Origin of the sequence: Arthrobacter sp. efr-133-R2A-120, assembly GCF_030209835.1 — a bacterium.
GTDB lineage: Bacteria > Actinomycetota > Actinomycetes > Actinomycetales > Micrococcaceae > Arthrobacter.
The window spans coordinates 147190-159905 of sequence record NZ_JARVRF010000038.1; the positions used below are offsets into that span (position 1 = coordinate 147190).

A 12716-nucleotide genomic window follows, 5' to 3' on the forward strand; every position below is an offset into this window, starting at 1 on the left:
CCAACTAACTCGCAGTTGTTGTCGTTTTGAGCCCCCATAACGACAACAACTGCCAGTCAGTTGGGCCACACCGCCCCGCCATCCGGCACCATACCAATCCTCGCTATTAGGTCCAGGAGTTCCGCATGACCCGCTTGTTCAATGAACCCGCAGCCTTCGCTGACGAAATGATCGAAGGTTTCGTCGCATCGCACGGCCGCTGGGTACGGCGCGTGTCCGGCGGCGTTGCCCGCAGCACCCGGAGCACTCCCGGCACGGTAGCACTGGTGATCGGTGGCGGTTCGGGCCACTACCCGGCTTTCGGGGGTCTCGTCGGCCAGGGCCTGGCGCACGGCGCGGCGATGGGCAACCTCTTCGCCTCACCGTCCGCGCAGCAGGTCTACAACGTGGCCAAGGCGTCGGACAACGGCGGCGGCGTGCTCCTGGGCTACGGCAACTACGCCGGCGATGTCCTGCATTTCACCCAGGCGCAGGAGAAGCTCCGGAAGGAGGGAATCGACTGCCGCAGCATCGCCGTGACGGACGACATCTCCTCCGCCCCCGCAAGTGAGATGCACAAGCGCCGTGGTATCGCCGGTGACCTGACCGTCTTCAAGGTCGCCGCCGCAGCCTCCGAAGCCGGCCACTCTATGGACGACGTCGTGCAGATCGCCGAACGTGCCAACCACCGCACCCGTTCCTTCGGCGTCGCGTTCACCGGGTGCACGCTGCCCGGCGCGGAACGGCCGCTCTTCACCGTCCCCGAGGGCCGGATGGCCGTCGGCATGGGAATCCACGGCGAACCGGGCATCGGCGAAACCGACATTCCGACGGCGGATGAGCTCGCCGAGCTGATGGTCGCCAAGCTCCTCGCCGAAATCCCCGAAGGGGTCGGGATCAACGGTGCCCGCGTCGTCCCCATCCTCAACGGCCTGGGCAGCGTGAAGTACGAGGAACTGTTCGTGGTCTACCGCCGCGTAGCGAAGCTCCTTGCAGAAGCAGGGCTCGACGTCGTGGATCCCCAGGTGGGCGAGCTCGTGACCAGCTTCGACATGGCAGGCACATCCCTGACGCTCTTCTGGCTGGACGAAGAACTCGAACAGCTCTGGCTGGCGCCGGCCGACGCCCCTGCCTTCCGCCGCGGCGCGATCACTTCGCAAGCCCTGGCAGCCGACGCCGCAGGCACAGACAACAGCGGGCTGGCCGACGTCGAACTCTCCATCCCTGACGCCACGGCTGAGTCCCGCGTGGCCGCCGTTCGCGTCCTCGCCGCACTTGGCGCCGCGAAAGCCGTCGTGGACGCCAACGCCGAGGAACTCGGCCGCATCGATGCGATCGCCGGCGACGGCGACCACGGCATCGGCATGGAACGCGGAGTCCGCGCCGCCGTGGAAGCCGCGGCAGACGCCGTCGTACGCGGCGCCGGTGCGGCCACGACTTTGCATTTCGCCGGGGATGCCTGGGCCGATAAGGCCGGCGGAACCTCCGGCGCGCTCTGGGGCATGGCACTGCGGGCCGTCGGTGACGCCTTGGGGAACGTCAACGCGCCCGACGGCGGTGCTGTCGCCACCGGCGTCACGGACGCCGCCGCGGCCATCATGAACTTCGGCAAGGCCAAGGTGGGCGACAAGACCCTGGTGGATGTCCTGGTCCCGTTCCGCGACGCGCTCGAAGCCGGCGTGCAGGACGGCAGGTCCCTGACGGACGCGTGGGGCGCCGCTGTCGTCGCAGCCCAACAGGCCGCCGAGGATACCGCGAACCTGCTGCCGCTCATGGGCCGCGCCCGCCCGCATGCCGAGAAGAGCCTGGGAACCCCGGACGCCGGAGCCGTCTCGATGGCCCTGATCGTCCAGGCAATCCACGAGTCCCTCCTCCAGGAGAACACCATCGAAAACAGCATCAAGGAGACAGCATGAGCACCAAACTGCGCCTGGTCATCGGATCGGACGACGCCGGATTCGAGTACAAGGAAGCCCTCAAGGCCGACCTCGAGGCCAGTGAACTGGTCGAATCCGTGACCGACGTCGGAGTGGACGCCATCAGCCACACCCCCTACCCCTCCGTGGCCATCGCCGCCGCCGAGCTCATCGCCGCGGGCAAGGCCGACCGTGCACTCCTGGTGTGCGGCACGGGACTGGGGGTGGCCATCGCTGCCAACAAGGTCCCCGGCATCCGCGCCGTCACCGCCCACGATTCCTTCTCCGTGGAACGGGCCGTCCTGAGCAACAACGCCCAGGTCCTCACCTTCGGCCAGCGCGTCGTCGGCCTGGAACTGGCCCGCCGCCTCGCCGGGGAGTGGCTCACCTACACCTTCGACGAGTCCTCAGCCTCCGCCGAGAAGGTCACACTCATTAAGGACTACGAGGGTGTCACTTCCTGCTAAACCCGCCGTCGGCGGGACGAATGAGAAGGCGATCATCGGCGTCAGCCTGAAGATGTACTTCGGCTACGAACGCACGCTCGAATACTGCCGGGAAGTAGCGTCCATCGCGGCCGCGCATCCCGCAGTCCGGCGCGGCGAGATCGAGTTGTTCATCCTGCCGGCCTTCCCGGTGCTGGCCGAAGCGGCGCGGATCCTCTGCACTGCCGGCGTCGGCACGGGGACCCAGGACATCTTCTGGGAAGACGAAGGCGCGTACACCGGTGAAGTCAGCGGGAAGATGGTGGCCGAGATCGGCGGCTCCTACGTCGAAATCGGGCACGCCGAACGCCGCAGGATCTTCGGCGAGGACCACCGGGTCATCGGACTCAAGACCGCGGCGGCCTACCGCAACGGCCTCACCCCGGTTCTGTGCGTCGGCGAACTGAACTCCGGTTCAGCCGAAGAAGCCATCGCCCATTGCACCGCCGAGATCGACGCCGGACTCAAACGGGCGCAATCGCTCGGTCCCGCAGGCCGGACCATCGTGGCCTACGAACCCCAATGGGCCATCGGCGCACCGGAACCCGCCACCCCGGACTACATCAGCGCCGTGGTCCGGGGCCTCGACGAGCACCTCCGCTCGTTGCCGGGCCAGTCCGAGAGCAGGGTCATTTACGGCGGCAGCGCGGGCCCCGGACTGATCAGCCAGTTGGACATGTCCGTTGCCGGCTTGTTCCTCGGCCGCTTCGCGCACGATCCGGAAGCCCTCAAGACCATCCTGGACGAGGCTGCCGCACGCCTCGTTGCGTCCGCACCGGCAAGGGCGGGGAAAGGGGTGGCAGTATGAGCTCAACCATCGGCCTGAGCAGCTACGCGTTCTTCTGGCAACTCTCGGACGCCGTCTCAGCACCGCTGAGCATCCACGACGCGCTGGCGCGCACCGCGGAACTGGGCGTGGAGCTGTTCCAGATGTGCGACTACGCTCCCCTGGAGCACATGTCCGACGACGAACTAACTGCCGTCCGCGCCACCGCGGACTCCCTGGGCATCACGCTGGAACTCGGCACGAAGGGCATCCGCCCGGAGCACCTGGGCAAGTTCCTGCACATCGCCCGGATCCTCGGCTCGGACCTCCTCAGGACCATGTTCAAAGTCCCCGGCCACGCGCCCGACGCCGACGAAGCCACCGCGATCTTCACCGAGGTCCTGCCGGCCTTCGAAGCGGCAGGCGTGCGGATCGCCGTCGAAACCTACGAACAGGTGCCCACCGCACGGATCCTGGACGTGATCCGCCGGGTGGACAACCCGTACCTCGGGATCTGCAGCGACCCCGCCAATACCGTCGCGGCGCTGGAGATGCCCCGCGAGGTGATTGACGCCGTCGCTCCCTATGTCCTGAACATGCACATCAAAGACTTTGCGTTCAGCCGCAAGGAGGGGTGGGTCGGGTTCACGTACTCCGGCGCGCCGCTCGGCGAAGGCCTCCTGGACTACGACTACATGGCCGGCAAGATCCAGCCCTCGCAAAGAAGCATCAACCAGATCGTCGAACACTGGCTGCCCTGGCAGGACACCGAGACGGAAACCATCCGCATCGAAAACCAGTGGACCCAACAAAGCCTCGAATTCCTAAGGAGCAAGTGAAATGTCAGCAGAACAATTGACCGTCGCCGTTGTCGGAGCCGGTGGCAAGATGGGGATGCGCGTTTCCGCCAACCTCCAGAAGAGCAACCACACCGTCACCTACAGCGAGAACTCCCCCGCCGGCCAGGACCGCGTCCGCGCCGAGGGCCGCGAGATCACCGCCACCGACGACGCCGTCAAGGGCGCCGACGTCGTGATCCTCGCCGTGCCGGACACCGTCCTCGGCATCGTCTCCGAAGGCGTCGTCCCGCAGATGAAGCCCGGCTCGATCCTCCTTACCCTGGACCCGGCCGCTGCATATGCCGGACTGCTGGCCAAGCGCGACGACGTCGTCCAGGCCGTAGCCCACCCGTGCCACCCGTCCGTGTTCCTCGAGCGCACCACCAAGGAAGAATGGGCCGACACCTTCGGCGGCCAGGGCGCCCCGCAGAACGTCGTGGCCGCGATCGACGAGGACGCCCCGGCAGCGACCCGCGACGCAGCCGAAGCGACCATCCGCACCATCTACGCCCCCGTCATCGACGTCCACTGGGTCACCGTGAAGCAGCTCGCCATCCTGGAACCCACCCTCGTGGAAACCGTGGCCTGCATGATCGGCACCCTGCTCAACGAAGCCCTCCACGAAACCGTGCACACCGCCGGCGTCCCCGAAGAAGCGGCCAAGGCCATGCTGTTCGGCCACGTGCAGATCGCCCTGACCAACGCCCTGCGCGGCTCCAACCCGTTCTCCGAGGCCTGCGAAATCGCCATCCAGTACGGCAAGGACACCATCATCAAGGACGACTGGAAGAAGATCTTCGACGACTCCGAGCTCGACGGCGTCATCGCCAAGATGCTCAAGCTGGACGCCGTCAAGCGCTAGGCACGGCATCACCACCCTCGAGATTGCACATCACGGCAATACTGCCGCGAAGTGCCGTCTCGCGGTGCATTCCAGGGGTTTACGCCCCGCCCCGCGCCAGCCATCATGAAATCAGGCGCAGGACTTCGCCGACCGCTAAAGTACGGCCGCTCCTTGCGCGGCGGAGGCGCAGCGACATGTCACCCAGGATCGAGCCCGCGGACCACGCCTTGGGCACTTCCCCCGGCGCCCCCGAGCGATTCCTGAGCGACTACTACGAGCACGTGGCCGATGACGATGTCCGCAACTACACCACGGACACGCTCCTGGAGCGTGCCCGCTACCACCGCTCATTGGCGGAACGGCGGGCTCCCGGGCAAGCTGTGATCGGCGTCCTGAACGAGGCCGACGCGAGCCTCGTAGCGATTGTCACCGATGACATGCCCTACCTGGTTCCGTCGGTCACCGCGGAAATCGCCAGGGACAACGCCTCCATCCGGCTCCTGGTCCACCCCACTTTTACTGTCACCCGGGATCCAGCCACCCACCGCCTGACCGACGTCCACCGCCGCCCCCTGCGGACGGGACTGCCGTCCGGTGTCGAGCCTTCCGCTTCGGTCACCCCTGTGGACCACGACGACGGCGGCCCGCTCGCGGAGGCGTGGATCGCCGTCGAGATCTCCAGGCTTCCGGACGAAACGAGCGCCGAACGCCTCGTTGAACGGCTGCAGACCGTCCTTGGCGATGTCCGGGCCGCCGCGGAAGACGCGGCTGCCATCCACCAGGAACTTGCCAATGAAGTCCGCCGCCTGGAGGGGGTCCCCGCAGCGCAGGAGGTCCAGGAGTTGCTGCGCTGGCTGGACGACGGGAATTTCGTGTTCCTCGGCTACCGTGGCCTGCGGGGTTTGGGGTTGCTCCGGAATGTGGCGGCCGACGTGTCCAATGCCGTGCCGTCCGAAGCCGGTCCGTCCGCAAGGCCTGGCGCGGCACCCCTCCTCACCCTCACCAAGTCGACGCTCCGCTCGACGGTCCTCCGGCGCGCCTACCTCGACGAAATCAGCCTGACCACGGGTGACACAAGCGGCGAGCGCACCTTCGTCGGCCTCTTCGCTCCCAGCTCGGCATCCCGCTCGGCACTCCTGATTCCCGTCATCCGGGACACTGTCGACGAGGTGCTGCGGACGTTCGGCTACCCGCCCGCGTCACACCGAGGCAAGGAACTCCTGGCGGTGGTGGAGGCCTATCCGCGCGATGAACTCTTCCATATCGACGCGCGGCAGCTGGCCGAGCACGCGCGGGACATCCTGCGCCTCCAAGAACGCCACAGCACACGGTTGTTCCTGCGTCCGGACTCGCACAACCGCTTCATGGCGGCGCTGGTCTTCCTGCCGCGGCAACGCTACAGTACGGCCGTCCGGCTCAACATTGAACGCGAACTTCGCGAGGCCTTCGGCTCCGAGGCCATCGAGTTCGAGCTCCGCCTTGGCGAATCCTCCATGGCCCGCGTGTTCTTCCGGGTCCTGTTGCCACGCGAGGGGGCGCCCGCCGTCGTCGACCCTGCGGTACTGGAGCAGCGGATTATCGCCGCAACGAGGTCATGGGCGGAAGGCCTGGACGAAGCCTTGCGGGCAAGGTTCCCCGCGAACGAGGCCGCCCGGCTGTCCCGGCAATGGGCCACCGCCTTTCCGGCCAGCTACAAGGCCGATTACGAGGTGGAAGACGCGGTTCAGGACATCGTCCGGTTCGAGAGTTTCGCGCCCCCGGACGCGGACCTGGCAGACGGCGACACCGCCGACCCTTTGCTCACGGTCTACAGGCGCCCGGGAACCACCGTCCTCACCGAAGATGCACGGATTCGGCTGTATTTGACCCGTCCGCAGAGCCTGAGCGAGATTCTGCCGTTCTTCCACAACCTGGGCTTGCGCGTCCTGGACCAGCGGCCGTTCGATGTGCAGCGTGCCGATGGGCGGTCCTTCTTCCTATACGACCTCGGCCTCGTCTATCCGCGCGGTGTTGATCCCGTGGGAACCGGCGGGCTCCTGGCCGCTTCGTTCTGTGCCGCGATGCGGGGAGATGCGGAGTCCGACGCCTTCGATGCCTTGGTCATCCGGGAGGGGATCGACTGGCGGCGGACGGCCATCCTGCGGGCCTATGCGAAGTACCTTCGGCAGCTGGGGAGCACCAATTCCTATGGGTTCATCGCGGATACCCTTCGCGAGAATGTGCGTGCAACCCGCGCCTTGCTTTCGCTCTTCGAGGCGAAGTTCGATCCGGACCGGTTCGAACCCGATCTGTTCGATCCTGAACTGCGCGCGCCGGCGCCAGCCGGGCCGACGCCTGCTGAGCAGATGGCGGCCGGAGGCGACCTGTTCGAAACGGACGGCGGCAAGTACAGCTCCCGGACACAGGCCACGAACGCGGCCCGGAAGGAACTGGCGGAAGCGATCGACGCTGTACCGGTCCTCGACGCCGACCGCCTGTTGCGTTCGCTCGCGAGCCTCGTGGAGGCCACGCTGCGCACCAACTTCTACCTCAACAAGCCGTATTTGAGTTTCAAGCTCAACCCCGCTTCCATCCCCGCCGCACCGGCGCCCCGGCCACAGTTCGAAATCTGGGTCTACTCGCCGCGGGTGGAAGGCGTCCACTTGCGTTTCGGCGCCATTGCCCGCGGCGGCTTGCGTTGGTCCGACCGCCGTGAGGACTTCCGCACGGAGGTCCTGGGGCTCGTGAAAGCCCAGACCGTGAAGAACGCCGTCATCGTTCCCACGGGAGCCAAAGGCGGCTTCTATCCCAAGCAGCTCCCGGACCCCGCCGAAGACCGGGCGGCTTGGCTGGCCGAGGGCCAGGAAAGCTACCGGATCTTCGTTCGTGGACTGCTGGACATCACGGACAACCTGGTTGCCGAGCGGGTCGTCCCGCCCGCCCGCGTGGTGAGGCACGACGGCGACGACTACTACCTCGTGGTGGCCGCGGACAAGGGCACGGCCACGTTCTCCGACATCGCCAACGACCTCGCGGCGGGGTACGGATTCTGGCTGGGCGACGCGTTCGCGTCCGGCGGTTCAGTGGGTTATGACCACAAGCAGATGGGCATCACGGCCCGCGGCGCCTGGGAGTCCGTGCGGCACCATTTCAGCGAACTGCTCATCGACTCCCGGACCGAGGATTTCACCGTGGTGGGCATCGGCGACATGAGCGGCGATGTGTTCGGCAACGGCATGCTGCTCTCGAACCACATCAAGCTGGTGGCGGCCTTCGATCACCGGCACATCTTCCTGGACCCCGCCCCGGACCCGGCCACTTCCTTCACCGAGCGGAAACGGCTCTTCAAGCTCCCGCGCTCATCCTGGGCCGACTACAACCCCGCGAAGCTCAGTCCCGGCGGAGGAGTGTTCTCCCGGGCCGAGAAGTCAATCAGCATCACCGAACCGGTCCGCCTCGCCTTGGGATTGGATGAAGGCACAACGGCGATGAGCCCGCCCGATCTGCTCAGGGCCGTCCTCACGGCCCCCGTCGACCTGCTGTACAACGGCGGAATCGGCACCTACGTCAAGGCTTCCACCGAGACGCATGCCGACGTCGGAGACAAGTCAAACGATGCCATCCGGGTCGACGCCGCCCAACTGCGTACCCGGATCATCGCCGAGGGCGGCAATCTCGGCATCACCCAACGTGGCAGGATCGAGGCCGCACTGGCCGGAATCCTCGTGAACACCGATGCCATCGACAACTCCGCCGGCGTGGACTGCTCGGACCACGAGGTGAACATCAAGATTTTCCTGGACCGGATGATCGCCGCGGGCAAGATGTCCCCCAACGAAAGGACGAAGTTCCTGCACTCACTCCAGGACGAGGTGGGGCGCCTCGTCCTGGAAACCAACGTTGACCAAAACGTCCTCCTGCTCAATGACAGGCAACTGGTCCTCGAGTGGAGCCCGAGCTTCGAACGGACCATGGACTGGCTCGACTCGGCCACTGACCTGGACCGGGAGCTCGAATGCCTGCCGACTACCCAGGAAATCCAGGCACGAGTAGGGACCGGAGTTGGACTGACCTCGCCCGAACTGGCCGTGCTGGCGGCTTATGCCAAGATCGAGCTGGCCCGGGAGCTGACTGAAGGCGGGCTCGCGGACGATCCATGGTTTTCGCAAACGCTGCGTGAGTATTTCCCCCGCCAGCTCTCGGAACGGTTCGGCGAGGACCTCTCCACTCATCCCTTGCGGCGCCAAATCGTCGCCACGGTGGTTGCCAACGACATGATCAACCTCGGCGGCATAGCCTTCGCGTTTCGCGCCATGGAGGAGACCACCGTTTCGGCGGCCGCGGTGGCGCGTGGATTCGTGGTCATGCGCCGAATCTGGGACCTCGATTCAGTCACGGAGGCCCTGGCCCAAGTACCGGCAAGCATCCCCAGCGAACATGGGTGCGCCGTCGCCCTGGATATGCGCCGCCTCCTCGACCGGTCCACCCGCTGGTATGTCACCCACGATTTCCGCGACAAGCCCATTGCCGACGCCCTCGCACGGCTCGAACGGCCCATGTCGCTGATGCGGGCAAATTTCACGCGCTTCCTGCACGGGATCAACCTGCAACACTCGTTGACGCGCCTTGCCCATTCGGATTCGGTGGGCTTGCCACACGAGCTGGGCCTTCGAGCCTCGGAACTCCTCGTCAGCTACGGCCTTCTGGACATTTCCGCGATTGCCGAGGAATTGCAGGAGCCCGTTGAGGACGTGGCAGAGGTCTACTTCGCCGTGTTTGAACGGATCTCGGCCATTCCCTTGTTGGAACACATCACGCTTTTGCCGCGCGAAACCCACTGGGAGGCCTTGGCGCGGGCAGCCCTCCGCGACGACATGTACTTGGTCCTTGCCGACATGACCAAGGCCGTTGTCCGGCACACGCCCCGCTCCTCGGAGGCGGCCGCCGACCCGGTGGAGCGGATCATGGATTGGGAGCGCGGAAACATCGAACAACTCGCCCGCATCCAGGACACCATCAAGGAAGCCATCAAACCCGGCCCGGTGGACATTGCGGCACTCTCCGTCGCAGTGAAGCTCTTGCGCGCTATGGTCCGCCGGTGATCCAGCTCCCAGAATGACAGACATCCGACGACTCTTTGCTATCTTTTTATGCAGGAATTGCCGCTCCCCCCTGCGGCACCCTGCAGAAGGAGCCCCCCAATGAACACCGCAACAATAGAACCCAAGGAAATCCATTTGTCCTTTGCGTCCGTCGACGAAGTCCACGCCGGACTTGACGAAGCCGTCGGCACGCTCATCGAAGCCGCTGCCGAAGACGGTCGCTGCGGGATCCTGGTGACCCGCCGGGAACCCGGAAGCTACACGGTTGCCTTGGACGAGTCGGTCCCGTTCGGCCAGACCCGCGAGGTCCTCGCCGCCTAGGACAGGTCCTGGAAACAGGCACGGACAACAGAACCGGGGCTTGTTTCCCAGACCACGACAGGACGGCGCGGAATGGGAAACAAGCCCCGGTTCTTTATCTCGGTTGTTAAGCGGTCACTACACCCGGCGCAGCTCCACGCCGTCGGACTTCATGAAAAGCTGTTTGGCGGCTTCATCGGCGCCAGGTCCTGCGGGTTCAAGCCACACAACGTTGCCGCTGCCCGAGACTTCCTGCACCTCCCCCGCCGCGACCACGTGTGCGTGCCTTACGACTTCGATCCGCTCCCCCACCTTCAACGTTCCCCAGTTGGAAACGACGGCGGACTGTGCGATTCGCCTGGACAGGACTGTCCCGCGTGCCTTCATTGAACTTCTACCCCTTTGTGGATGTTCGTTGTTTCAGTTGTGAACGGATATTCTCCGGCAGGCCCACGACATCGTCGGCGTGGACATGCCGTACCTCATAAGTTCTACTACACAGAAAGCGCCCCGGGGCACGTATTGCCAAACATTTCCGGGGCGCTTCCTATTGTTCACTCGAACAGCATTTTGTTCGGCGTCAGGCGAGAATTCCGACGGCGGATTCGGCCGCTGCTCGCACCTCGCCGGCGCCTACAAGCCGGTCCGCCGCTTCCAGCTCAGGTGAGAGGAAACGGTCAGTTCCGGGACCATCGACGACGCCGCGCAGCACCTCGATCACGGCGGTGCCGGCAGGCCCAGGAGTGAGTTCGCCACCAGACAATTTGGTGCGGATGTCGAGGGCACGCGCGCTCGTCACGAGTTCCACAGCCAGGACACGGCGCAGGTTCTCAATGGCCTTGCGGAGCTTCCGGGCAGCGTGCCAACCCATGGAGACGTGGTCTTCCTGCATAGCGGAGCTCGGGATGGAGTCCACTGAAGCCGGGACGGCCAGGCGCTTGTTATCCGAGACGAGGCCGGCCTGGGTGTACTGGGCGATCATGAGGCCCGAGTCCACGCCGGGATCGTCGGCAAGGAACGCCGGCAGACCGTGTGAGCGGGCCGGGTCCAGCATGCGGTCCGTGCGGCGCTCGGAGATGGAAGACAAGTCGGCCACCGCGATCGCCAGGAAGTCCAGCACGTAGGCCACCGGGGCGCCGTGGAAGTTGCCGTTGGAGGACACGCGGCCGTCCGGGAGCACCACGGGGTTGTCGATGGCTGCAGCCAACTCACGGGAGGCCACGAGTTCGGCGTGCGTCACGGTGTCGCGGACCGCGCCGGCAACCTGGGGTGCGCAGCGGAGCGAGTACGCGTCCTGGACCTTGGTGTCGTTGACGCGGTGCGAAGCAACGATCGGCGAGTTGGAAAGCACGCGCAGCATGTTGTCCGCGCTTGCAGCCTGGCCCGGGTGGGGCCGCAGGGCCGCGTGCAGCTCCGGCAGGAACACCTGGTCCGTGCCGAGCAGCGCCTCGACGCTGAGCGCGGCGGTGACGTCCGCCGTCGTAAGCAGCAGGTGCAGGTCGGCGATGGCCATCAGGAGCATGCCGAGCATGCCCTCGGTGCCGTTGACCAGGGCCAGGCCTTCCTTTTCCGCGAGGACCACCGGCTCGATGCCGTGTGCGGCGAGGAGCTCGGCAACCGGCTTCGTTCCGGCGGCGCCGTAGAGCTCGCCGTCGGGCCCGGTGGCTTCGCCTTCGCCCATCAGGACCAGTGCGCAGTGGGACAGCGGGGCGAGGTCGCCGGAGCAACCCAGGGAGCCGAATTCACGGACAACGGGGGTGATACCGGCGTTGAGTACGTCCACCATGGTCTGCAGAACCACGGGACGAACGCCCGTGCGGCCCGAGGCCAGGGTCTTGGCGCGCAGGAACATGATGCCACGGACCACTTCGCGCTCCACTGCCGGGCCCATGCCGGCGGCGTGGCTGCGGATGAGCGACTTCTGCAGCTGCGTGCGGAGTTCGTGGGGGATGTGGCGGTTGGCCAGGGCACCGAAGCCAGTGGAGACGCCGTAAGCCGGAACTTCGCTGTGGGCGAGGCCGTCGATGTGGGCGCGGACCTTGGCGACCGTGTCCAAGGCTTCCTGGGAGATGGTCACCTTGGCGTCGTGACGTGCGACGGCGACGACGTCCTCCGGCGTGACTCCGCTGGAGCCGAGGGTGACGGTCAGCGGTTCGTGGGTGGTGAGAGTCATTTTTCCTCGTTCTTCCCAACTGGCTCGCAGTTGTTGTCGTTTTGGGGTCCCATAACGACAACTAATGCGAGCTAGTTGGGGGTGTGGGGTCTGGTTAGTTGGTTTCCGTCATGGGGATGCGGACGCCGCGTTCGTGGGCGACTTCGATGGCGCGGTCGTAGCCGGCGTCGGCGTGGCGGATGACGCCCATGCCGGGGTCGTTGGTGAGGAGGCGTTCGAGTTTCTGCGCGGCGAGTTCGGTGCCGTCGGCGACGGAGACCTGGCCGGTGTGGATGGAACGGCCGATGCCCACGCCGCCGCCGTGGTGGATGGAGACCCAGGTCGCGCCGGAGG

10 protein-coding genes are annotated in these 12716 nt (G+C 66.0%); 7 read left to right on the top strand and 3 right to left on the bottom strand.

The genetic code is table 11. From position 1 onward, the window contains the following. Window positions 1–125 precede the first annotated feature (125 nt). The 7 genes from QRN52_RS17955 (at window position 126) to QRN52_RS17985 (ending at window position 10231) form a co-directional block, all read left to right on the top strand. Window positions 126–1895 carry a dihydroxyacetone kinase family protein gene (locus tag QRN52_RS17955; RefSeq protein ID WP_284754723.1) on the top strand — a complete coding sequence of 590 codons (1770 nt, stop codon included), beginning with the start codon at window positions 126–128 and terminating at the stop codon, window positions 1893–1895. Beyond that, complete coding sequence (locus QRN52_RS17960) at window positions 1892–2362, top strand: ribose-5-phosphate isomerase (RefSeq protein WP_284754724.1); 471 nt, start codon at window positions 1892–1894, stop codon at window positions 2360–2362. The genes QRN52_RS17955 and QRN52_RS17960 overlap by 4 nt, the downstream gene beginning before the upstream one ends. Further along, on the top strand, window positions 2346–3188 hold the full coding sequence (locus QRN52_RS17965) for a triose-phosphate isomerase family protein (RefSeq protein WP_284754725.1): 843 nt from the start codon (window positions 2346–2348) through the stop codon (window positions 3186–3188). The genes QRN52_RS17960 and QRN52_RS17965 overlap by 17 nt, the downstream gene beginning before the upstream one ends. Continuing rightward, a complete protein-coding gene (locus QRN52_RS17970; protein WP_284754726.1) occupies window positions 3185–3985 on the top strand; it encodes a sugar phosphate isomerase/epimerase family protein in 801 nt (266 codons plus the stop codon). The genes QRN52_RS17965 and QRN52_RS17970 overlap by 4 nt, the downstream gene beginning before the upstream one ends. A 1-nt stretch (window position 3986) precedes the next feature. Next, complete coding sequence (locus QRN52_RS17975) at window positions 3987–4847, top strand: phosphogluconate dehydrogenase C-terminal domain-containing protein (RefSeq protein ID WP_284754727.1); 861 nt, start codon at window positions 3987–3989, stop codon at window positions 4845–4847. Between the two features lie 176 nt (window positions 4848–5023). Continuing rightward, window positions 5024–9910: an NAD-glutamate dehydrogenase gene (locus QRN52_RS17980; RefSeq protein WP_284754728.1), complete on the top strand. Its 4887-nt coding sequence runs from the start codon at window positions 5024–5026 to the stop codon at window positions 9908–9910. Between the two features lie 99 nt (window positions 9911–10009). Beyond that, complete coding sequence (locus QRN52_RS17985) at window positions 10010–10231, top strand: hypothetical protein (RefSeq protein ID WP_284754729.1); 222 nt, start codon at window positions 10010–10012, stop codon at window positions 10229–10231. Window positions 10232–10348: 117 nt separating this feature from the next. Here the strand turns inward: QRN52_RS17985 and QRN52_RS17990 are convergent, their stop codons facing one another. The 3 genes from QRN52_RS17990 to QRN52_RS18000 form a co-directional block, all read right to left on the bottom strand. Then, entirely contained in the window at window positions 10349–10597 is a 249-nt protein-coding gene (locus tag QRN52_RS17990) for a hypothetical protein (RefSeq protein ID WP_059388455.1), read from the bottom strand. 193 nt (window positions 10598–10790) lie between these two features. Continuing rightward, window positions 10791–12383, bottom strand: coding sequence for a histidine ammonia-lyase (gene hutH / locus QRN52_RS17995; protein WP_284754730.1), 1593 nt, complete (start codon window positions 12381–12383; stop codon window positions 10791–10793). A 94-nt stretch (window positions 12384–12477) separates the two neighbouring features. Then, the coding region (locus tag QRN52_RS18000) for a urocanase-related protein (RefSeq protein WP_502869727.1) at window positions 12478–12716 on the bottom strand (239 nt) is incomplete at its 5' end.

Excerpts from the sequence above, each read along its gene's own strand:
- QRN52_RS17970 (WP_284754726.1), top strand. The coding sequence starts at position 3,185 with ATGAGCTCAACCATCGGCCTGAGCAGCTACGCGTTCTTCTGGCAACTC.
- QRN52_RS17955 (WP_284754723.1), top strand. The coding sequence starts at position 126 with ATGACCCGCTTGTTCAATGAACCCGCAGCCTTCGCTGACGAAATGATC.
- QRN52_RS17960 (WP_284754724.1), top strand. The coding sequence starts at position 1,892 with ATGAGCACCAAACTGCGCCTGGTCATCGGATCGGACGACGCCGGATTC.
- QRN52_RS17975 (WP_284754727.1), top strand. The coding sequence starts at position 3,987 with ATGTCAGCAGAACAATTGACCGTCGCCGTTGTCGGAGCCGGTGGCAAG.
- QRN52_RS17980 (WP_284754728.1), top strand. The coding sequence starts at position 5,024 with ATGTCACCCAGGATCGAGCCCGCGGACCACGCCTTGGGCACTTCCCCC.
- hutH (WP_284754730.1), bottom strand. The coding sequence starts at position 12,383 with ATGACTCTCACCACCCACGAACCGCTGACCGTCACCCTCGGCTCCAGC.
- QRN52_RS17990 (WP_059388455.1), bottom strand. The coding sequence starts at position 10,597 with ATGAAGGCACGCGGGACAGTCCTGTCCAGGCGAATCGCACAGTCCGCC.
- QRN52_RS17985 (WP_284754729.1), top strand. The coding sequence starts at position 10,010 with ATGAACACCGCAACAATAGAACCCAAGGAAATCCATTTGTCCTTTGCG.